Raw genomic sequence first — 21,727 nt, 5'->3', positions numbered from 1 at the left:
GATGTAGATGATTTTACCAGGTGCCACATTAGGAATGCTTGGCGGCGGTCAGTTGGGCCGCATGTTTACCACCGCGGCCCAGACGATGGGCTACAAGGTTATTGTGCTGGATCCAGACAAAAACAGTCCTGCCGGAATTATCGCTGATCAGCATATCTGTGCCGCTTACACAGATGAAGCAGCCTTGACCGAGCTGGCTCAGCATTGTGCAGCAATCACTACCGAGTTTGAGAATATTCCCGCCAGCACCCTGGCCTTTCTCGAAAAACGTACCGTTGTGCATCCCTCCTCATCTGCTCTGGCCAGCACGCAAAACCGTAACATAGAGAAAAACTTCATTCGTGCGCAAGGCATTGCCACCGTGCCGTTTGTCCGCATAACCCATCGGGATGATTTTGCTGATATCAGCACTCAGATTAAATTCCCGGCCATTCTTAAAGTTGCCACCTTCGGCTATGACGGAAAAGGTCAGATTGTTTGTGAGGATTTACAGGCTGCTTATGAAGCATTTGAAGCTTTAGGCCAAAAAGAATGTGTACTGGAACAGCGAATCGATTTGGAGCGCGAGATTTCGGTTGTTCTGGCGCGTGGCGAAGATAGTCAGATCACCGCTTTCCCGGTCGCAGAAAATGTCCACATCAACGGAATTTTACATTCAACCACTGTGCCTAGCGCTGCCGCTGAAACACAGCAACTTGCTGCTATTGAAATGGCCAGTAAAATTGCTGATGGACTTGATTACGTTGGCACTATGGCGGTTGAGTTTTTCGTTTCCAAGCAAGGCGAAATCATTGCCAATGAAATTGCCCCTCGTCCGCATAATTCGGGTCATTACACACTGGATGCCTGCAGAACATCGCAATTTGAACAACAGGTACGCATGTTATGCGGTTTACCCGCTGGAAGTTCCAAATTAATATCCCCTGTGGTGATGATTAATCTACTGGGTGATGTATGGGGAAACAGTCAACCTGGCTGGGATAAGCTACTCAATAAACCAGATATTAAACTGCATTTGTATGGCAAGAGAGAAGCCCGTGCTGGACGCAAGATGGGCCACTTTAATGTTCTGGCAGACACTCCTGAATTGGCAATGCAATCCGCCAATACGGTGTTTGACGACATTAAAGCAGACTAATGCATAGCGTTACCATTGTTTACTGTACCCAATGTCGATGGATGCTCCGTGCGGCCTGGATGGCGCAGGAGTTGCTCAGCACCTTTGATGGAGAGATTGCAGAATTAACACTTAAACCGAGTACCGGCGGTACTTTTGAGGTTACAGCAGACAATCAGTTGGCCTGGTCTAGAAAACAGGAAGGCCGTTTCCCGGAAATTACTGAGTTAAAGCAGCGGGTCCGCGACATAATTGCCCCTGAGCAGGATTTAGGTCATTCGGATCGGAAAAAGTAAAATTCCACTTTGGTGAATTAAAAAAGGGACGTTTTCGCGTCCCTTTTTATTGTTAAGCGCTTTCCACTTTCTCACTAAAGCCACAATCCTTCTGCGGACAGACTTTTTCGGTGCCTTTGCTCTTGGTTGTCTTAATGGTCAATATCGGCCACTGACAATTTGGACAGGCTTCTTTGATCGGTTCGTTCCATAATGCATAGTCGCAGGTCGGATATTCCGAGCAAGAATAAAACACTTTGCCTCGGCGTGACTTGCGCGTCAGGATTTCGCCCTTATTACATTTGGGGCATTCAACGCCAGTATTTTCAGGCTGCTCCAGTGATTCAATGTGTTTGCATTTCGGGTAACTGCTACAGCCGATAAATTTACCGTATTTACCTGTACGTACCCACAAATCCGATTCACATTTCGGGCATTTACGCCCTTCAACCACTTCCGGCTCACTCGCGGTGGTTTCTTCACCATCAATATTGCGGGTGTAATCGCATTCCGGATAACCGGTACAGCCGATAAACCGGCCACTGCGGCCTAACCTGCTGGATAGTTTTTTACCACATTTAGGACAATCTTCATCCAGCAGTTCCTGAGTGACATCGCTACGCTGGACTTCTTTATCCTTGGTTTCGACCTGCTCTTTAAATGGTCCCCAGAAATTGCGCAATAAAGGAATCCACTCGGCTTCACCCCGCGACACCGCATCCAGATCATCTTCCAATTTGGCAGTAAAGTCATAGTCCACATAACGGGTAAAATGCTGAACCAGAAACTTGCCGACAACACGTCCCACATCGGTGGGGTGAAAACGTTTGTTAATCAACTCAACATATTCACGCTGCAATAATGTAGAGATGATGCTGGCATAGGTCGAAGGACGACCAATATCATGTTCTTCCAGACTTCTGACCAGACTGGCCTCACTGTATCTTGGTGGTGGCTCGGTAAAGTGCTGTTCAGGGCGAATGGCGACTAGATCAACAACCTCTCCGACTTCCATCGGCGGCAGGATGTTTTCATCTTTGTCACCCTTGGTATCATCCTTCCCTTCCAGATAAACACTCATGAAACCCGGGTTTACCACGGTAGAACCATTGGCGCGGAAGGTATTGCCCTTACCACAGCCCAGATCCACGGCAACGGTATTCAAAGTCGCGTGGATCATCTGACTGGCTAATGTACGCTGCCATATCAGGTTATAAAGTTTGTGTTGATCGACGGATAAATATGCTTTCATTTCATCCGGCGTGCGTAAAACTGAGGTTGGTCTTATTGCCTCATGCGCTTCCTGGGCATTTTTGGATTTGGTTTTGTATTCCTGCGGTTTGCCTGGTACCGATTTCGCCCCATAGCGCTGACCGATAAACATGCGAATTTCTTCAATCGCTTCTGCCGCCAGCGACACCGAGTCAGTACGCATGTAGGTGATTAAACCTTCTGCACCCTCACCGGTATCAACACCCTCGTATAATTGCTGTGCCACACTCATCGTGCGCTGAGCGCCAAACCCCAGCTTACGGGAGGCTTCCTGTTGCAAGGTAGAGGTAGTAAATGGTGCTGCAGGATTACGCTTGCGTTGTTTTTTCTCAACGTGGGTAACTAGCAGTTTACCTTCAGCCGCTTTTGTTAATGTCGAAACGACATCCTCAGCTTGCTCGGTATGACCGATGCTGAACTGGCTCAGCTTCTCATTTTTATAGTGGGTTAACTTCGCCTGAAACGGGGTTTTCTCAGCGGTGGCATCTGCTTCAATGGTCCAGTATTCCTGAGCTTTGAAAGCTTCAATTTCCAGCTCACGCTCGACAATCATCCGTAACGCAGGACTTTGTACCCGGCCAGCAGATAAGCCGCGACGTACTTTCTTCCATAATAACGGGGAAAGGGTGAAGCCGACCAGATAGTCTAGCGCACGGCGTGCCTGCTGAGCGTTAACCAGATCCATCGACAATTCGCGTGGATTGGCTACCGCATCATTAACGGCCTGTTTGGTGATCTCATGGAAAACAACACGGAAGGTTTCTTTATCTTTTAACACACCCTTCTTTTTCAATAACTCATACAGATGCCAGGAGATTGCTTCTCCTTCACGATCCGGATCCGTTGCCAGATAGAGCGTGTCAGCTTTTTTCATGGCCTTGGCAATCGCCTCGACATGTTTGCTGTTGCGATCAATCACTTGATATTTCATCGCAAAATCATTTGACGGATCGACGGCTCCTTCTTTGGGCTGTAAATCTCTCACATGACCATAAGATGCCAAGACTTCTACATCTTTGCCCAGATACTTTTTGATGGTCTTGGCCTTGGCCGGAGACTCAACAATAACGAGTTTTTTTCCCATATAATCCTGTACCAAAAATAGACGCTCTAAATAACACTGCCCGTGTAAAACGGGCAGTATTAAGGAGAATAAGAGCGGTCAGATTTAGTGAATAACCGCCTCCAAATCTTCAAACACCAGATCTTCCATCCAGGCATAAGCAACTTCTCGGCCCGGTTGATAAAACAGCACCATGAGTACGACCCACTTGAGCTGTTCCAAATCAATTTCTTCGCTGTCTAATGCCAATACACGTTCAATAACAACTTCGCGAGTTTCGACATCCAAAACACCGACCTGTTCCAAAAACAGTAAATAGCCTCGACAATGAATATCGAGACGCTCTATTTCACTCTCACTGAAAACACGAATATGTGTATTGGGATTGTCTGTCTGCGGAGCCACTACCGTCATATTGTCTAGCCAATCAAGTGCTTTGTGTATTTCCATTTCCTGAAAGCCGACCTGTTCTAATTCAAGCTCCAGGACATCTTTATCAGGCTGACTGCTATTTTCTGTATCGATATAGTTTTCGAACAGATAGAGCAACACATCAATTACATTTTCTTTCATCGGCTTCTCTGTTGTGGGCGTGATCAGGTTCCGTTTCGAACGTAACGTCCTCCAGGCAGTGAAGCAACCTGACCTTGCAGCTCCAGTAATAACAGCATGGATGAAACGGCATCAGCCGTCAATCCGCTTTTGTCAATAAGTATATCGATATGGATCGGGTCATAACCCAAAAACTCAAACAATAACTGGTAATCATTATCCAATTCTGCTTGCACCGATGCTTGCTCTAATGAGGTCGGTTTCTCCAAAGCTTGCGGAACAACCCCGGCAATGGCCCCCAGTTCTTCAATAATGTCATTTGCCGTTTCCACCAGCTTTGCTCCCTCACGTATCAACTGATGACAGCCCCGGGATAATGGATTATGAATTGATCCAGGAATAGCAAACACTTCACGACTCTGTTCCATAGCCATTCTGGCCGTAATCAATGAGCCACTTTTCACTGCCGCCTCCACGACCAAAGTGCCAAGGCTCAAACCACTTATAATACGGTTACGGCGAGGAAAGTTTTCCGCTTTGGGTGAAGTGCCTAATGGAAATTCAGAAACAATCGCCCCCCCTTCGGCGATGTGATGTGCCAAATTTCTGTGTGATGCTGGATACACTCGATCCAAACCGGTACCAATCACCGCGATTGTTTTGCCAGATGCTGCCAGAGCGCCTTTATGAGCGGCAGCATCAATACCCGTGGCCAAACCACTGGTAATGACAATATCGCCCTGAGCCAGGTATCGCGCGAATTCAAATGCTGTGTCGCTGCCTGAAGCGGTCGGGTTACGACTACCCACAATCGCCAACTGCCAGTTGTTAAGCAGATTGATATCCCCCTGAACATACAATAAAGCCGGAGGATCAGGTATTTGTTGAAGCAACTCTGGATAAAGATGATGTTGTTGATCGATGACATGGCGATTATCAGCTGATAGCCATTCCAAATCTCGCTCAACCTGCTCCCAATCTGGCGTTTGTAGCGCCGAGACAATTTTTGGATCAACATCTTTTAATAAGCTTGGCGCTTGAAAAATATCAGCTGGTTGATGAACTTGCTGTAGCAGTTTGTTAAAAGTGGCTGGCCCTACACCGGGAATACGTTGCAGAGCCAGCTGACATGCCAGAGACAGTTGCGAAGCAGAAAATCTATGCAAACTGTTTCCTTTATTCTGCAGAACGCACCTTGTCAAAAAGGTGCATGGAGGTAGTTGCTTTCATCACAATCGCATAACTTACCTTTTCATAAAGCTTGAATACCAAAGCCTCCCCGGCGTGCACATCAGGCAGTGTCACCATCGCTTTACGATCTTCGCTGACGGCATCACGTATGGTTTTACCCGCTTTATATACGGAAAGAACATGGCCACTTTCCAGACCATCAAGTGTACCGAGATTTAGCACAATGATCTGATACTGACCCACCTGCGATACACCGTCAAATACCGAAATAATCATGCCATCCATTGGTTGTGATGGCGCACGGGGAATGAAGTTAAGTTCAAAATCCTCTTCTTCCACAGGCAACAACCTATCTCCCACCATCACTTCACGATTGGTATAGGTTAACCCCAGCGTGGAAACCTCTCCGGGCTCTTTCACCACAGCATCGCCTGTATATATAGCTTCAACGCCGAGCTCTTCGCCGGTATTGGGATCAAAATAAATCTTACCGCCACGGAACACATTAAATTCATTTTGCTCAGGATCAATAATACCTTTGGCATAAACAATATCGCCGGCTCCAGACAATAATCTTTCATCAGAAGTGGCAACAACATAGGGGGCAGCGTCAAGAACTTCAGCACCGACTACTCGAGGTTTCGTCAGAAAAGGTCGGATAATTGATAAAGGAATGGTATGGATGGCTTCATCCATTCGAATTTCACGCATTTCTGGTGAAAGTTTGTAAGTCTGCTGTCCACGGCTTAGCTTGAGTACTGGCCGACCATCACGATATACCAGCGTTAATTCATCGCCAGGATAGATAAGATGAGGGTTTTCAACCTGAGGATTTACCTGCCAGATTTCAGGCCAGTGCCAGGGGTATTGCAGAAATTTGGCTGATATATCCCAAAGTGTATCGCCTTTAACGACCACATAACGATCCGGATGATCAGGATTAAGGGCCACCTCATTTGCAAGCACTGAAGCACTCATCAACAGGGCGAAGAAACCTAAACAGATGTGACGTATCATCATAAAATCCTCATGGACGCTACAGGGCAGCCATTATCCCTGGACAGACAGCAACGGCTCATAGTGTCTAATAAGCGATTACACTAATCAAGTAATCCAGCAACAAACTTGGTTTATAATGTGTCGATATCTCGACTGGTTAAACTTTTTCAGTCTGGCAATACCAACTTACTTGACGGAGAACAGCATGAAATTAACGTTGTGTTTTATTATCGGCATTGCTGCCGTTATGATGAATTCCCTGGCTATTGCTGAAGGCGATATTGCTGCCGGAAAGGCAAAGTCCGCCGTCTGTTCAACCTGTCATGGTGCTGAAGGCATCGCAATTATGCCAGTTTATCCGAATCTCGCTGGACAGAATGCTGAGTATTTAGTGTCAGCGCTTAAAGCTTATCGTGATAAGCAACGCCAGGGTGGTATGGCCGCTATCATGCAGATGCAGGCGAATAACTTGTCAGACGAAGATATCGCCAACCTCGCAGCATATTACTCAAGTTTGAAATAACTGACTGCTGGTGAAATGATTTATAGCAGGTACTGAAATGGCTCAACTGAATATATTGCACTTCCCCGATCCCAGGCTACGTCTGAAAGCGAAGCCTATTGAAAAGGTAACGGATGAAATCCGCCAGCTGGCAAATGATATGCTGGAAACCATGTACGATGCTCCGGGCATTGGCCTTGCTGCCACTCAGGTTAATCAACAGAAACGGTTAATTGTTATCGATGTTTCTGAAGATAAAACCAGCCCGCTGTTTTTGATTAACCCCGAGTTAATTGAAACCGAAGGCGAACGTGAATTTGAAGAGGGCTGTCTTTCGGTACCGGAAGCTTATGAAACAGTTACCCGCGCTGACACGATCCGCGTCCGTGCATTGAATCTGCAAGGCGAACCGTTTGAAATGGATGCCGATGGTATTCTGGCAACCTGTATTCAGCATGAAATCGATCATCTGGAAGGCAAACTGTTTGTTGATTATCTTAGTAATCTCAAACGTCAACGCATCAAAAAACGGCTGGAGAAACACCAGAAACAAAAATTATAAGGACATCCATGCGCATCATTTTTGCCGGCACTCCGGACTTTGCAGCAACCACGCTGGCGGCTCTACTGACAACGGAACATGAAATTTGCGCCGTCTATTCACAACCGGATCGTCCGGCTGGCAGAGGTCGGAAACTGACTGCCAGCCCGGTTAAGCAACTTGCTTTACAACACCATATCCCGGTTGAACAACCACTCAATTTCAAAGCTGAAGCCGATCGAGCTACCCTTGCCAGTTATCAGGCAGACTTAATGATTGTAGTAGCCTATGGGTTATTGTTACCACAAAGTGTTTTGGACACTCCCCGACTGGGCTGCATTAATGTTCATGCCTCCCTGTTACCACGCTGGCGTGGTGCCGCTCCGATTCAACGTGCCATCCTGGCTGGGGATAAACAAACCGGTGTTTGTATTATGCAAATGGAAGCCGGACTGGATACCGGACCGGTTATCAAACGTGCAGAAATAGCCGTAGAAGCAAATGATACTGGCGAACAACTGCATGACAAACTGGCATTGCTGGGTGCCAACACCCTGCTGGAAACATTGAATAACTTTGAGGAATTACAATCTCAGGCTATTCCACAAGACGACAGAGAAAGCTGCTATGCCTCTAAACTCTTGAAAGCTGAAGCTAATATTGACTGGTCACAATCAGCACAGCAAATTGATAGGCAAATCCGCGCGTTTAATTCCTGGCCGGTTGCCCAAACCCTCTGGCAAAACAAAATGCTGCGGATCTGGCAGGCATCCGTTGTTGATTCACAAAACCATGCTATGAAACCAGGTACCATTATCCAGGCAGACCGTCAGGGAATTGATGTTGCAACCGGGGATGGCGTCATTCGCTTATTATCGCTCCAGGCACCTGGTAAAAAGGCCGTGCCAACCAATGACTTTCTGAATGCGCATCCCTTAAAAGCAGGCGACTATTTTGGCTAAAAGTAATTTATTATGCCCACGCAGTGCCGCCGCTTTAGTCATACAGAGGGTAATACAAGGCCAATCATTAAACACCGCTTTTGTAGATATCAGTAAACGACTGGATGAAACTCAACGCCCCCTGTTTCAGCAATTAACCTATGGTGTAATCCGTTGGTTTTTTGCTCTTGAAAGCATCCTTCAGCAATTACTTTCCAAACCGTTAAAAACGAAAGATGCTGATGTTCAGGCTTTGCTTCTGGTGGGTATATATCAGCTTCGCTCGTTACGCATACCTGATCATGCCGCCCTGTCAGAAACGGTTAACGCCAGTAAACGCTTGAACAAACAATGGGCAAGCGGATTAATCAATGCCTGTCTGCGAAATTATCAGCGCCAGCAGAAAACATTGGAAGAAACCCTGGCTGAACAAACAGTGACGGAATATGCTCATCCAGCCTGGCTGATTGAAAAATATCAGGCTGACTGGCCAGATTTGTGGCAAGACATTTTGTCGGCCAACAATCAGCAACCGCCGATGATGCTTCGGGTTAACAGCCGGGAATATTCCCAGTCGGAATATCTGGAGTTATTAGAAAAAGCCACCATTCCTGGCATCGCGATTGAAAACTGTCCTCAAGGGATCTTGCTGCAACAAGCCTGTGATGTATTTGCTTTGCCAGGTTTTGTAGAAGGTGCGGTTTCTGTGCAGGATGGTGCCGCGCAACAAGTAGTTGATTTACTTGATTTACAACCAAACCAGCGCATTCTCGATGCCTGTTCGGCACCGGGTGGAAAAACCTGTCATATTCTGGAAAGATTTCCAAATAATGAAGTTATCGCTGTGGATATCAGTCAGGAGCGGCTCAAGCAGGTTGAGGAAAATCTGTCACGATTGAATTTATCGGCAAATTGTCTCGCAGCGGATGCCAGCAATCCACAAAACTGGTGGAATGGTGAACAATTTGACCGTATATTGATTGATGCGCCATGTACTGGCAGTGGTGTTATCAGACGGCATCCGGATATAAAACTGCTTCGAAAAGCAGAAGATATCGAACAGTTGGTCAGACAGCAGCAAGCATTGCTGGATAATTTATGGCCATTACTGAAACCGGATGGCTTGTTAATTTACACCACTTGTTCTGCTTTGAAGCAGGAAAATGAACTACAGATAGAAGCATTTTTGCAACGCCAGCCCGAGGCAATGGAGCAGCTTCCATCCCGGGCTCCAGCTCGAAGAGTAAGCTTCGGCTATCAATTGCTACCGGGAGATAACCATCTGGATGGTTTCTATTATGCCTGCCTACGTCACCGTTAAACGTCTTCTGGCGTTTTTTTTGTTGCTGTTTGTCTCTGTGCAAACCGTACAGGCTGAGACATTTTACATAGAACAGGCACGCACCTCTCCGGCAGGCAACGGTTATCTATTGAATGCTTCTATCAGCTACCCGTTAAATGCCCGGGTTAAAGAAGCCCTCTATAATGGAGTGCCAATTACCTTTGTACAGGAAATCCAGCTAATCAGAAGTTATCCGGTACTGGGAGAATGGTGGCAATGGCAGAGTAATATCTGGTCCAATGAAATACGCTATGTATTGCGTTATCACGACTTGTCTCAGCAATATCTCTTACATTCCATGGACACCAAAACGCATCGCAATTTTACGACCATGGAAAGTGCATTAAGCGCCATGGGAGAGATTAAAGATTTCAGTCTGCCACCACAACATACGCTAGATACCAGTGACCTGACTCTAAGAGTTCGCAGTCAGATTGATTTAAACGCGCTGCCTTCGCCTATGCGGCCTGGAGCGTTTCTGTCAAATAAATGGGATTTAGCCAGCGATTGGTATGAGGTGGCATGGCCTTCCAATTAATAAGAGGTCTCAGCTCGGGAACTGCACCGTATTTTTCACTGGCTTTATTATTATTAATATTGGCCTACATGCTCAGTGCGGCTACCCAGGACACCTCTCGTCTCAGTGATTTATTTCTTTATATTTTTGGCCTGGGGCTAGTCTGCCTGCTGTTACTGGCCGGGATCCTGGCCCGGGGGTTATATCGACTTTACCGTGACTTCAAACGCAAAGCGCCTGGCTCCCGCCTCACACTGAAACTGGTCAGCTTGTTTGTGCTGCTGATCGTTGGGTCTACCAGTATTGTTTACGGGTTCTCCGTACATTTTCTGCAACGTGGCATCAATAGCTGGTTTGATGTAAAAGTCGAACAGGCTTTGGAGGACTCACTGGAACTGAGTCGTAGCGCATTTGGTATTCGTATGCGTACCTTACTCCGTCAGACACGAATGATGGCCGGTGTATTATCAGAACTACCGGACGCACGACTCACCAATAGCCTGCGAGAACTGGTGCAACTAAGTGGTGCACTGGAAATCAGTATCTGGAATATGCAAGGTCGACTGGTAGTCTCCAGCATTGAAAATCCGGCCATTATTATCCCCAATGCGCCTGATGAATCTATCGTACGTCGTCTGCAACAAGGTGAAGACTATATAGGTCTGGATCCGGCAGCTAATGATGAACTGCAATTACGTGCAGCGGTAATGTTGCCACGAAAATCCATTCTCGCCGAAGAACGCTATTTACATGTGGCTTTTCCGGTCAATGACCATTTGAGTTCATTGGGCAAAAATGTTCAGGATGCCTATACCGACTATAAAGAGCTGAGCTATTTACGCAAACCGTTAGTGACCATATTTACCTTGACGTTGAGCCTGATAGTTTTCCTGACCATGCTCGCCTCAATCTGGTTTGCGGTATGGATCTCTCGACGTATGGTTCAACCCTTGCAGGAACTGGCAGAAGGGACTCAGGCTGTTGCCTCAGGGAATTACAATATGCAACTTACCGCCTCAGGTCATGATGAAATCGGTTTTCTGGTACGCTCTTTCAACCAGATGACCCAACGCCTGACACAAGCCAGAAATGCCTCAGACAGAAGCCATCGCTTACTGGAACAACAGACCAGTTATCTGACCACTGTATTGGGCAGCCTATCAAGCGGGGTTATTACCATTGATAATGATCTGTACCTACGCACCGCCAATTTGGCCAGCAGTCAGATCCTGGGCGTCAATTTACAGCAAAGACTGGAAAGCTCTTTAGATGCTCTGGCCAAGCTTAATGACAATCTGCATAGCTTTGCCTTACTGATTCAAAATTACACCTTCAAGTCCGTCGCCTGGCAACAACAGATAGAGCTGCAGCAAACCAAAGGTCGTCAAACCTTAATGTGTCATGGTACCCCCCTGCCCGGTCAAACCGGCTGGGTGATTGTATTTGATGACATCACAGCCCTGTTACAGGCACAGCGAAATGCCGCCTGGGGCGAAGTTGCCAGACGCCTGGCACATGAAATTAAAAATCCACTTACTCCCATTCAGTTATCTGCTGAACGTTTACAACATAAATACGCGTCATTGGTGCCACCGGATCAAACCGAGACATTACAGAAGCTCACTGATACTATCGTGCAGCAGGTTGAGGCCATGAAAGATATGGTCAATGAATTTTCCGACTATGCCCGCAGCCCGGGTTTACAGTTTGAAACGGTGTCAATTGGTGAATTGCTAAGGGAAGTACTAACCCTTTACCAGAGTCATTCCAACCATCAATTTATTTTATTGAACAGTCCAACAGACATTCGTATAAAACTTGATAAAAACCGCATGCGGCAGGTATTTCATAATCTGTTAAAAAATGCCATTGAAGCCAGTGAAGAAGCCGGTAAACCTGTAGATATAGCCATTAGTTACCACATTATTGTGCAGCAGCATATGCCATGGCTGGAAATCACTTTCAATGATCAGGGACCGGGGCTTCCACAAAACATGGTGGACAAATTGTTTGAGCCTTATGCAACCACCAAAACCAAAGGAACCGGGCTGGGACTGGCGATTGTCAAAAAAATCATTGAAGAACATGGCGGGGATGTCTGGGCAGAAAACCTTAACCCCGAAGGAGCAGGTATAATAATCCGGCTACCACTGGAGGAAGACTAGGCGTGAGCAACGAAAAACCACTGATTTTAGTTGTCGATGATGAGCCCGATATTCGTGAACTCATTAAAGATATTCTTGAAGACGAAGCCTACCGGGTAATCACCGCAAGCAATGGTGAAGAAGCGCGTCTTGTCTTTACCCAGAAACAGCCTCAACTGGTCTTGCTGGATATCTGGATGCCCGATGTTGACGGAATTACACTGCTTAAGGAATTCAAACAACAGAACACTGGCGTCACTATTGTGATGATGTCCGGCCATGGCACCATTGAAACCGCTGTCGAAGCCACCCGCTCAGGTGCCAGCGATTTTATTGAAAAACCATTATCCATGGCCAAACTGCTTCGTGCGGTTGAATTAGCCATTGAAAATCGAGCAAAACAGGCCGCCCAGCGTCATGAGTTTGCATTAGAACCCGTCGGTAAAAGTGCCAAAATGACTCAGCTTCGTGAACAGGCTGAACGCATTGCCGGACACGAAATGCCTATTCTGCTGATTGGCGAAGGCGGTACTGGTAAACACTGTTTTGCTTATTATCTGCATAGACTGGGCCTGTACAACAATGGCAAATTTATTGAGGTTAGTCCGGAAAGTTTTCCACCAGACAGTCACAAACTAATTTCACTGGCCAAAAACAATACGCTGTATATCAATGATGTCGCCTTACTCAGTGATGAAGCTCAGGCCTTGCTGCAGCATTTACTGGAAAGCGGCAGATTAAAAGAGTGTCAGTTGATCTGTGCTACCCAGTTGGGCCTTGATAAATTCATCGCCCGCGGCGACTTCAGTGAAGGTTTGTTTTATCAGCTCAATACCATCACTTTGCAACTACCTGCTTTACGTGATCACGTTGAGGACATTCCCGAACTGGTACACTTTTTTGTCGATCAGCAAACCACCCAGGCCGATCTGCCTTATCGTCGTTTTACTGTCGCCGCACAAAATCGTCTCCGCAATTATGCCTGGCCGGGCAATGTGCTCGAACTGAAAAACGTTATCCAGCGATTGCTGGTTTTGGGTGATTCCGATGATATTGACGTCGATGATGTGGAAACCGCACTGCAGTCAGAGCAGCCACCTCAAGCGGATGATGTCACCGGTATCAATTTTGACCAGCCTTTACGCGAAGCACGCGAACAGTTTGAACGAATATATCTGCTGCAAAAACTGCAGGAAACCGATGGCAATGTGGGAAAAGCCGCTAAATTAGCTGGCATGGAACGCACCCATCTTTACCGAAAACTTCGAGCACTAGGCATTGATAGTAAACAAGTATAAGGGTTTGTAATGAAGATTCTGATCCTCGGTGCCGGACAGGTTGGCGCTTCAGTTGCTGCCACCCTTGCTCGGGAAGATGACGACATTACCCTGGTCGATACCGATGCCAATAGCCTTCATAAACTTCAGGATCATTACGATATTCGAACGGTACAGGGACTTGCCTCACATCCTGATGTGCTGGAACGGGCTGGTGCAGCAGATGCCGATTTGGTGCTGGCAGTCACTAATAGTGACGAAACCAATATGGTGGCCTGCCAGATTTGTCATACGCTGTATAACACACCCACCAAAATTGCCCGGATCCGTACGCCGGAATACCTCACCAAACCTGAATTATTCAGTAACGAAGCCATTGCCATTGATGTATTAATCAGCCCTGAACAACTGGTGACTGATTATATTGAAAGATTAATCAGCCACCCGAATGCCTTACAGGTGCTGGATTTTGCCGATGGACTGGTTCAGCTGGTAGCGGTGAGAGCTTTCCATGGCGGGCCATTAGTGGGTAATCCCCTACGCGAATTACGTAAACATATTCCCAAAACCGAAACCCGGGTCGCCGCTATTTTTCGTAATGGTAAAGCTATTCTGCCGGAAGCTGAAACGGTTATCGAAGCAGATGATGAAGTTTTTTTTATCGCAGCCAGCAAAGATATCCGCTCGGTGATGGCTGAATTGCGGCGGCTGGAAAAACCTTATAAAAGGATTATGTTGGCCGGCGGTGGCAATATCGGAATAAGATTGGCCCGAGCGCTGGAGCATGATTATCAAATCAAAATCATCGAAGCCAATAGTGCCCGAGCCGATTATTTATCAGAAGAGTTATCAAAAAGTATCGTTCTGCTTGGCGATGTGGCCAATGAAGAATTGCTCCGCGAAGAAGAAATCGACAATGTGGATTTGTTCTGTGCCCTGACCAATGATGACGAGGCGAATATCCTTTCAGCCATGCTGGCCAAGCGTCTGGGGGCTCGCAAAGTGCTGTCGCTGATTAATCGTGCTGCTTATGTGGATCTGGTAGAAAGCGGTACCATCGATATCGCCCTGTCCCCCCAACAAGCCACTATCGGCAGTTTGCTGGCGCATATTCGTCGTGGTGATATTGTGGCGGTGCATTCATTGCGTCGTGGGGCTGCTGAAGCTTTGGAGGCCATTGCTCATGGCGATAAAAGCTCATCGATGGTGGTGGGACGACGCATTGATGAAATTGACTTGCCACCAGGCACTTCTATCGGGGCAATTGTTCGTGGGGAGGAAGTGATTATTGCGCATCGCAATACCTTGGTTGAAGCAGAAGATCATGTGATTCTGTTTTTAACCAATAAACGTTATATCAAAGAGGTAGAGCGTTTATTCCAGGTAGGATTCACTTTCTTTTAATTTATGTCTTACTCACTTAAACATCATTTTCTCATCGCCATGCCCACGCTGATAGACAGTTTTTTCTATCATTCGGTAATTTATTTGTGTGAACACGACGAAGAAGGCGCGATGGGGCTGATTATTAATCGTCCAACCCGAATCATGATGCAGGAACTGCTTAATCATCTGCAGATTACCAACAATTCTGAATGGGCGATTAAAACAGCCGTTTTGTTTGGCGGGCCAGTACAGAAAGATCAGGGCATGGTAGTGCATGATGGTGGTGAAAAGTGGAAAAACACGCTGAAGATTACTGATGAAACATTTTTAACCACTTCCAGCGATATCCTGGAATCATTAGGCACCGAGAATGGCCCACCTCATTCGATTGTGACGCTGGGATATGCTGCCTGGGAAGCCGGTCAACTGGAACAGGAAATAGCCGATAACAGCTGGCTTACTGTTCAGGCAACCCCGGAACTGCTTTATGAAACACCTGCTGAAGAGCGCTGGCAGGCGGCAGCAAAATTACTGGGCATTGATATTAATCTGATGTCTAATACAACAGGTCATGCATGAGTACCGAGAAAAATATTCTCGGCTTTGACTTTGGTATGAAGAGTATAGGTGTCGCGGTTGGACATCATTTAACCCATACCGCCAGAGGCATCGCTGCTTTATCGGCTCGGGACGGGATTCCAGATTGGGATGATATCGCTAAAATAGTGGCTGAATGGCAGCCCGGACTTATCGTTGTGGGCTTACCGCTGAATATGGATGGCACCGAACAATTAATGACTGCTGCTGCCAGAAAATTTGGCAATCGGATGAACAATCGTTTTAATATCCCAGTGGTCTGGCAGGATGAGCGTTTAACCACATTCGAAGCGCTCGACCAAATGGGAATACGCAGTAAAATGCAGACCGACAAACGTAGTGATGTCGATAAACTCTCGGCTCAAATTATTCTTCAATCATGGCTGGACCAACAATGACAATGCCCAAAACATCAGCAGAAATTCAGAACCTGCTCGAAGAGATGGCTGAAACCATACGCGAAGAACTTGCGGATAAAGACCCGTTGCTGGTGGGGATTCATACCGGCGGGGTCTGGGTAGCAAAAGCATTGCAGAACATTCTAGGAGAAGACTTTTTTGATGCCCCGCTGGGTACATTGAATATTGCCTATTATCGTGATGATTTCACACGTATTGGCATGCACCCCCAAGTGTCTCCATCCGATCTGCCTTTTGAAGTCGATAATCGTCATCTGGTTCTGGTGGATGATATTTTTTACAGTGGCCGCACTACCCGCGCGGCGCTGAATGAAATTTTTGATTATGGCCGCCCTGCGAGTGTCACATTAGCGGTGCTGATCGAGCGAAATGGCCGCGAATTACCGATTCGCCCGGATATTGTTGGCGCCTCCGTCATTTTGCCGCGTAATCAACATCTGAAATTGCGCAATAAAGATGGCTTACAACTGGAGATCCGTGCAGCTGGAGCACTTAATGCCGAGTAACCAACTGACAGAGAGCGGCCAGCTAAGACATTTTCTGACCATTGAAGGTCTGAAACGCCCTTTATTAACCGAAATTATGGATCGGGCTGAACAGTTCTCCGGAATCAGCCACCGCCAGGTAAAAAAAGTACCACTGTTACGCGGCAAAACCATTATCAATCTGTTTTTTGAAAACAGTACACGTACCCGTTCTACTTTCGAACTGGCCGCCAAAAGACTTTCAGCCGATGTGATGAATTTTAATATCAACACATCAGCCACCTCCAAAGGCGAAAGCCTGCTTGACACCCTGCATAATCTTGAAGCCATGCACACTGATATGTTTGTGGTTCGCCATAATCAAAGTGGTGCGGCCGAGTTTATTGCACAGCATGTGGCGCCACATGTCAGCGTAATTAATGCTGGCGACGGTTGCCATGCTCACCCCACCCAAGCCATGCTGGATATGTTTACCATCCGCCGCCACAAACAGGATTTTGCCAATTTACGCGTGGCGATAATTGGCGATATTCTGCATTCGCGTGTGGCACGTTCGCAGATTCAGGCTTTAGCAACACTTGGGGTTGGTGAAATCCGCGTTATTGGTCCACAGACTTTATTGCCAAGAGAAAGTCAGACCCTTGGCGTACATGTTTATCACGATATGGAAAGTGGCCTTGAAGGGGTCGATGTGGTGATAACCCTGCGCCTGCAACTGGAACGTATGCAAGGAGCGTTATTACCCAGCGCACGAGAATATTTCCGCTGTTACGGACTAACGGAAGAAAAACTCAAATATGCCAAACCGGATGCCATTGTTATGCATCCCGGCCCCATTAATCGAGGCGTAGAAATAGCATCATCGGTTGCTGATGGGCCGCAATCCGTCATCCTGGAGCAGGTAACCCACGGCATAGCTATCCGTATGGCGGTAATGTCGATGGCGCTGGCCAGTCAATCAGAACAGGCAGAGATCGAAGAATGAAGATTTGTATTCTAAATGGTCGCGTCATTGACCCTGCCAGCCAGCTGGATATTGATCACAATATCTATATTGAAGACGGAAAAATTGTTGCCATAGCAGAAGATTTGGCAGGGTTTGATGCCGATATTGAAATTGATGCGTATAACAAAATTGTCTGTCCAGGCCTTGTGGATCTAAGTGCACGGCTACGTGAACCCGGCCAGGAACACACGGCAACAATTGAAAGTGAAACACGTGCTGCGGTAGCTGGTGGCATCACCACACTCGCCGTTCCCCCTGACACAGATCCGGTTATAGATAATCCGGCAGTGGTGGAATTGATAGAAGATCGTGCCAAGAAAGCCGGCCGTACCATGGTGTTGACGGTGGGCGCATTGACCCAAAAACTTAATGGTGAACTACTGGCTGAGATGGCTGCTTTAAAAGCGGCTGGCTGTGTCGGTGTCAGCAACGGCGTAACCGAGATTAAAAATACCGTAGTCTGGAGGCGTGCACTTGAATATGCCGCCACGCTGGATTTAACGGTGTTTATCAATGCAGCTGATGCCTGGTTGCAGAAACAGGGGTGTGTACATGAAGGTACTGTCAGTGCCCGGCTGGGGTTATCCGGTATTCCGGAAAGTGCAGAAACCATCGCCGTGAGCCGTGATTTGATTCTAATCGAACAAACCGGAGTACGCGCTCACTTTCATAGTTTATCTACAGGTAAAGCGGTTAAACTGATTCGTGAAGCACAGGATCGGGGGCTACCTGTCACTGCCGATGTCAGCGCCCACCACTTACATCTTTGTGAACATGACCTGGGTAATTACGATAGTTTCAGTCATGTGATGCCACCTTTACGAGGTGTACGGGATCGGGAACAGCTAAAACAAGGCCTGCGCGATGGTGTTATCCAGGCAGTCTCTTCTCATCATCAACCGTTGGATGCGGATGCCAAACTGGGTCCATTTGCAGAAACGACGCCAGGGCTTTCAGCGCTGGAAACCCTGCTACCTCTTACCCTTAAATTAGTGGAAGATGATGAAATCAGCCTGCATCAGGCTATCGCCAGTCTGACCTGCCAACCCGCAGCTATTCTGGGTATTGACGCTGGACAGCTCAAAGCCGGTGCCAGTGCAGATATCTGTATTATTGACCCGGATGTGCAATATGACTGCCTGCCATCAGCTTTTATCAGTGCAGGCAAAAACAGTCCGTTTGGCGGCTGGTTGTTCCAACATCAGGTCAGCCATACCCTGTTTCAGGGTAAAGTCGTTTATCAACGCGAGCCTAACTAACCCTCCCGGAGTCTTCAAAATGACTATTATCCGTTATTGTTTCCGATTTCTTGGCCTGATGGCATTAACCATAGCCCTCTCAGCCTGTACTCCCGAGGTCGGCTCGGATGAGTGGTGTGTACATATGAAAGAGAAACCCAAAGGCGACTGGACCGCAAATGAAGCCGGTGCCTATGCGGAGCATTGTCTTCTTTGATGGTGACAGAAAATAAATTATATGCTCTGGATTTTGACGGGGTAATTTGTGATAGCGCGATTGAAACCGGTATAACTGGCTGGCAAGTCGCAACGCAACTCTGGCACGACATGCCTAAAGATTTGCCTGAGCAAATCATGATTGATTTTCGCTATGTCCGACCGGTTATGGAAACCGGTTTTGAAGCCATCTTAATTTGTCGGCTGTTATTTGAAGGATTAAACCCCGACCTTTTAATGTCAGACTTTTCCAGACAAATAGACGCTATTTTATCTCGAGATCAGCTTGATACCACAGAATTGAAAAAACGCTTCGGCGAGTACAGGGATAACTGGATTGAAAATGATTTTTCGGGTTGGATAAAAATGAACCCGCTTTATACGGGTATCGACAAACTGCTGCAGCAGATTCCATTGTCCCAGCTTTTTATTATTACTACCAAGCAGGAACGTTTCGTTCGGGCCATTCTTCAGGCAAACCAGGTAGACATTATCCCGACGCATATTTACGGATTAGATCGTAAATTGAAAAAACCGCAAATCCTCAACGACTTGCAACAATCACACCCTCAAACAACCATTTTATTTATTGAAGATCGTCTGCCTACCCTATTGGATGTTATCCACACTCCATCGCTATCCACTATCCAGTTATATTTGGCTAACTGGGGGTATAACACCACTCATGACATGCAAGCTGCCCGGCAGCATCCACGAATAAACACCTTGGAAACACCCTCTTTGTCTGACTTGAAATACTGCTGATATAAAACGTATTGTCATCCATTATAGTGACGCAAATAACTGACATTGCTTGAGGCCACTTAAAAGGCATCCGTGTGTAATTCATTTGAGCCATTAGCCTAATAAAATGCTGTCAGCCATCCATCTATCACATCGATAACGCGTTATATCATCAGATAGAAATTTGCTCATACATACCCGGGGTAGGTTGATCTGTGGATATACTGATTCCGGCCAATAATAGTGGCCAGCTAGTTTGATGGGGGGGGGGATTTCTACTACAAACAATTTTTCTGAAGTTTGAGCAGATTTATATTGGTAATGATAGTTATAGCGTGGAAACGAGCGTCGGATGGTAAGTTTCACTGGTTATCCTGGTATCACCTGTTTCGCTTTATTAATTGAAACAAACTTGATAACCAGGCAGCACTAACTATGAGGGAAAGGTCTACCAAAAAAATGGCGGAGCGGACGGGACTCGAACCCGCGACCTCCGGCGTGACAGGCCAGCATTCTAACCAACTGAACTACCGCTCCGCGACCTGATGGTTTACATACAACCGGTCAGGAAGCGTGCAAGAATACAGTAAAAATTCAAAAGGTGTTAGTCTTCAACAGAAAAAAACCAGCATTCCTCACTAACTATCTGAATTAATGGCCATTAAACGATTTTAATGATTGAACAAATTCAGCGCTGGCGATAAATAACAGACAAAAAAATCCCCCGGGAGCTTCTATCATCAGCTCGCGGGGGAATCCTATTTACATAGCTTCAGCAGCTTGTACCGCTTTATTGACCAGACGTTTTGCTGCACCCTTGGCGCCAGCATTTTTAATCTGTTCCAGATTGACGGGTTCACCTACGATAATTGCCCCCCCCATACCTGCACCAAAATGCGGTGTGCATTTATAGACATAGATACCTTCCTGAGTAAAAGTACGAGTGTAATTTTCACTCATCGGTGAGTGCCAAAGTTCAGTGCCCTCAGGAACCAGCCCTTCAATTGCTTGAGTGTCATGTGTGCTCATATTAGTCCAGGAAACGCTGTCGCCCGGCGCAATTGTCACCACCAGCGGGTTATAAATTAATCCCTGGGCTGTGACGGTATGATTTTTAGATTCCGCTGTTGCAGGTTCAACCTCTGCAGGCTCTTCGGCAATACCCGCTTCTTTTTCAACTTCAGCCAGTATTGCTTCTGCCTCAGCCCGTCCCTCAGCTGCCGTGTTTTCTGCCGCAGCAATCGCTTGATTGGCACGGTCACTTACACTCTGACTGGTTTCCTTAGCCGTTTCAATGGCCGACTCAACCACTTCATTTGTATCTTCAAGCACCGCTTCCTGAGTATTGCTTTCCAAAGCATCCGCTTCTTGTTGAGCTACCTGAGAAACTTCTTCACTGGTCTGGGCAGGTTCTTCAATTTGAGCAGTTTCATCCGTGGCCTCTACGGCTTCAGACATTTTTTCCAGTACTTCTTTTGGAGAGCTTGGGCGATCGTAATGCTCACTGGTTCCGGAAATAAAGGATGAAACGATTGCCACCACAAAAACCGCTATGGCAATGATAATGGCGGCAGTAATAATTGAACGGGAATGACGCATTGGACTCTCCAATTGATAAATTTATTTCGATCATACCATCACCACAACGCTATTTATAAGCAAATATGTGCTGTTATTTGACCTAAGACAATTTTTATTCAGTAACCAGGCTGATTTGGGTTTATGTCTAAAGGCTGCCATACATTTCGATCTTTAGATTGGTTAAGAACGTGTAGTAGAAGGCAAGAAAAAGGCATTTCTCCTAAAAATTCGTGCGCAAACTCCCTAAACCTGTTTACTAAAACGAACAAAAAACCCTGTTTAGTTGTATTTAAACAACATTTTTTTCGAATTCAATCGTTTT

The 21,727-nt window shown here is 46.7% G+C and carries 23 protein-coding genes and 1 tRNA gene; 17 read left to right on the top strand and 7 right to left on the bottom strand.

The window, feature by feature from the left end; genetic code table 11:
* The first annotated feature begins 7 nt into the window (after positions 1-7).
* Together B4F66_RS01065 and B4F66_RS01060 are read left to right on the top strand one after the other, a co-directional pair.
* On the top strand, positions 8-1,138 hold the full coding sequence (locus B4F66_RS01065; RefSeq protein WP_292358522.1) for a 5-(carboxyamino)imidazole ribonucleotide synthase: 1,131 nt from the start codon (positions 8-10) through the stop codon (positions 1,136-1,138).
* Entirely contained in the window at positions 1,138-1,413 is a 276-nt protein-coding gene (locus B4F66_RS01060; protein ID WP_292358523.1) for an Rdx family protein, read from the top strand. Before B4F66_RS01065 ends, B4F66_RS01060 begins: the two co-directional genes overlap by 1 nt.
* A gap of 52 nt (positions 1,414-1,465) precedes the next feature.
* On the opposite strand, the gene topA is transcribed toward B4F66_RS01060, so the two are convergent.
* The 4 genes from topA to B4F66_RS01040 all read right to left on the bottom strand — a co-directional run bounded on the left by topA (position 1,466) and on the right by B4F66_RS01040 (position 6,487).
* Positions 1,466-3,748, bottom strand: a complete 2,283-nt coding sequence (gene topA, locus B4F66_RS01055; RefSeq protein WP_292358525.1) for a type I DNA topoisomerase — start codon at positions 3,746-3,748, stop codon at positions 1,466-1,468.
* A gap of 84 nt (positions 3,749-3,832) precedes the next feature.
* Positions 3,833-4,300 carry a Smg family protein gene (locus B4F66_RS01050; RefSeq protein WP_292358527.1) on the bottom strand — a complete coding sequence of 156 codons (468 nt, stop codon included), beginning with the start codon at positions 4,298-4,300 and terminating at the stop codon, positions 3,833-3,835.
* Positions 4,301-4,323: 23 nt separating this feature from the next.
* Positions 4,324-5,445: a DNA-processing protein DprA gene (gene dprA / locus B4F66_RS01045; RefSeq protein ID WP_292358529.1), complete on the bottom strand. Its 1,122-nt coding sequence runs from the start codon at positions 5,443-5,445 to the stop codon at positions 4,324-4,326.
* A gap of 10 nt (positions 5,446-5,455) precedes the next feature.
* Positions 5,456-6,487, bottom strand: coding sequence for a LysM peptidoglycan-binding domain-containing protein (locus B4F66_RS01040; RefSeq protein ID WP_414673343.1), 1,032 nt, complete (start codon positions 6,485-6,487; stop codon positions 5,456-5,458).
* Positions 6,488-6,674: 187 nt separating this feature from the next.
* Between B4F66_RS01040 and B4F66_RS01035 the strand changes: the two genes are divergently transcribed.
* The 15 genes from B4F66_RS01035 to B4F66_RS00965 are packed head-to-tail and all read left to right on the top strand — an operon-like array spanning position 6,675 to position 19,845.
* Positions 6,675-6,992, top strand: coding sequence for a c-type cytochrome (locus B4F66_RS01035; protein ID WP_292358533.1), 318 nt, complete (start codon positions 6,675-6,677; stop codon positions 6,990-6,992).
* Between the two features lie 37 nt (positions 6,993-7,029).
* Entirely contained in the window at positions 7,030-7,533 is a 504-nt protein-coding gene (gene def / locus B4F66_RS01030) for a peptide deformylase (protein ID WP_292358535.1), read from the top strand.
* Between the two features lie 8 nt (positions 7,534-7,541).
* Positions 7,542-8,474, top strand: a complete 933-nt coding sequence (gene fmt / locus B4F66_RS01025; protein ID WP_292358536.1) for a methionyl-tRNA formyltransferase — start codon at positions 7,542-7,544, stop codon at positions 8,472-8,474.
* Positions 8,467-9,774 carry a 16S rRNA (cytosine(967)-C(5))-methyltransferase RsmB gene (rsmB, locus tag B4F66_RS01020; RefSeq protein ID WP_292358537.1) on the top strand — a complete coding sequence of 436 codons (1,308 nt, stop codon included), beginning with the start codon at positions 8,467-8,469 and terminating at the stop codon, positions 9,772-9,774. The genes fmt and rsmB overlap by 8 nt, the downstream gene beginning before the upstream one ends.
* Positions 9,752-10,333 carry a DUF4390 domain-containing protein gene (locus tag B4F66_RS01015; RefSeq protein ID WP_292358538.1) on the top strand — a complete coding sequence of 194 codons (582 nt, stop codon included), beginning with the start codon at positions 9,752-9,754 and terminating at the stop codon, positions 10,331-10,333. Before rsmB ends, B4F66_RS01015 begins: the two co-directional genes overlap by 23 nt.
* Complete coding sequence (locus B4F66_RS01010; RefSeq protein WP_292358540.1) at positions 10,318-12,477, top strand: HAMP domain-containing sensor histidine kinase; 2,160 nt, start codon at positions 10,318-10,320, stop codon at positions 12,475-12,477. Before B4F66_RS01015 ends, B4F66_RS01010 begins: the two co-directional genes overlap by 16 nt.
* Before the next feature lie 2 nt (positions 12,478-12,479).
* Positions 12,480-13,754, top strand: coding sequence for a sigma-54-dependent transcriptional regulator (locus B4F66_RS01005; protein ID WP_292358542.1), 1,275 nt, complete (start codon positions 12,480-12,482; stop codon positions 13,752-13,754).
* A 9-nt stretch (positions 13,755-13,763) separates the two neighbouring features.
* On the top strand, positions 13,764-15,137 hold the full coding sequence (gene trkA / locus B4F66_RS01000) for a Trk system potassium transporter TrkA (RefSeq protein WP_292358544.1): 1,374 nt from the start codon (positions 13,764-13,766) through the stop codon (positions 15,135-15,137).
* A 3-nt stretch (positions 15,138-15,140) separates the two neighbouring features.
* Positions 15,141-15,698 (top strand): YqgE/AlgH family protein, encoded by a 558-nt coding sequence (locus B4F66_RS00995; RefSeq protein WP_292358546.1) that lies wholly within the window; start codon positions 15,141-15,143, stop codon positions 15,696-15,698.
* Positions 15,695-16,114, top strand: coding sequence for a Holliday junction resolvase RuvX (gene ruvX / locus B4F66_RS00990; protein ID WP_292358548.1), 420 nt, complete (start codon positions 15,695-15,697; stop codon positions 16,112-16,114). Before B4F66_RS00995 ends, ruvX begins: the two co-directional genes overlap by 4 nt.
* On the top strand, positions 16,111-16,641 hold the full coding sequence (pyrR, locus tag B4F66_RS00985; protein WP_292358550.1) for a bifunctional pyr operon transcriptional regulator/uracil phosphoribosyltransferase PyrR: 531 nt from the start codon (positions 16,111-16,113) through the stop codon (positions 16,639-16,641). Before ruvX ends, pyrR begins: the two co-directional genes overlap by 4 nt.
* Positions 16,631-17,605, top strand: a complete 975-nt coding sequence (locus B4F66_RS00980; protein WP_292358551.1) for an aspartate carbamoyltransferase catalytic subunit — start codon at positions 16,631-16,633, stop codon at positions 17,603-17,605. Before pyrR ends, B4F66_RS00980 begins: the two co-directional genes overlap by 11 nt.
* Positions 17,602-18,885 carry a dihydroorotase gene (locus B4F66_RS00975; RefSeq protein ID WP_292358553.1) on the top strand — a complete coding sequence of 428 codons (1,284 nt, stop codon included), beginning with the start codon at positions 17,602-17,604 and terminating at the stop codon, positions 18,883-18,885. Before B4F66_RS00980 ends, B4F66_RS00975 begins: the two co-directional genes overlap by 4 nt.
* A 19-nt stretch (positions 18,886-18,904) precedes the next feature.
* Complete coding sequence (locus B4F66_RS00970) at positions 18,905-19,081, top strand: DUF3012 domain-containing protein (protein WP_292358554.1); 177 nt, start codon at positions 18,905-18,907, stop codon at positions 19,079-19,081.
* The gene (locus B4F66_RS00965) at positions 19,081-19,845 is read left to right on the top strand and encodes an HAD family hydrolase (protein WP_292358556.1); all 765 of its coding nucleotides are present in this window, start codon (positions 19,081-19,083) and stop codon (positions 19,843-19,845) included. Before B4F66_RS00970 ends, B4F66_RS00965 begins: the two co-directional genes overlap by 1 nt.
* Before the next feature lie 93 nt (positions 19,846-19,938).
* On the opposite strand, the gene B4F66_RS00960 is transcribed toward B4F66_RS00965, so the two are convergent.
* The 3 genes from B4F66_RS00960 to B4F66_RS00950 all read right to left on the bottom strand — a co-directional run bounded on the left by B4F66_RS00960 (position 19,939) and on the right by B4F66_RS00950 (position 21,423).
* A complete protein-coding gene (locus B4F66_RS00960) occupies positions 19,939-20,190 on the bottom strand; it encodes a hypothetical protein (RefSeq protein ID WP_292358558.1) in 252 nt (83 codons plus the stop codon).
* Positions 20,191-20,284: 94 nt separating this feature from the next.
* Positions 20,285-20,361 (bottom strand) — tRNA-Asp (locus B4F66_RS00955).
* Positions 20,362-20,586: 225 nt separating this feature from the next.
* Positions 20,587-21,423: a plastocyanin/azurin family copper-binding protein gene (locus B4F66_RS00950; RefSeq protein WP_292358559.1), complete on the bottom strand. Its 837-nt coding sequence runs from the start codon at positions 21,421-21,423 to the stop codon at positions 20,587-20,589.
* Positions 21,424-21,727 lie beyond the last annotated feature (304 nt).

The organism is Methylophaga sp. UBA3603 (assembly GCF_002375335.1).
Lineage (GTDB): Bacteria > Pseudomonadota > Gammaproteobacteria > Nitrosococcales > Methylophagaceae > Methylophaga.
This window is presented reverse-complemented; position numbering and strand designations above follow the sequence as displayed.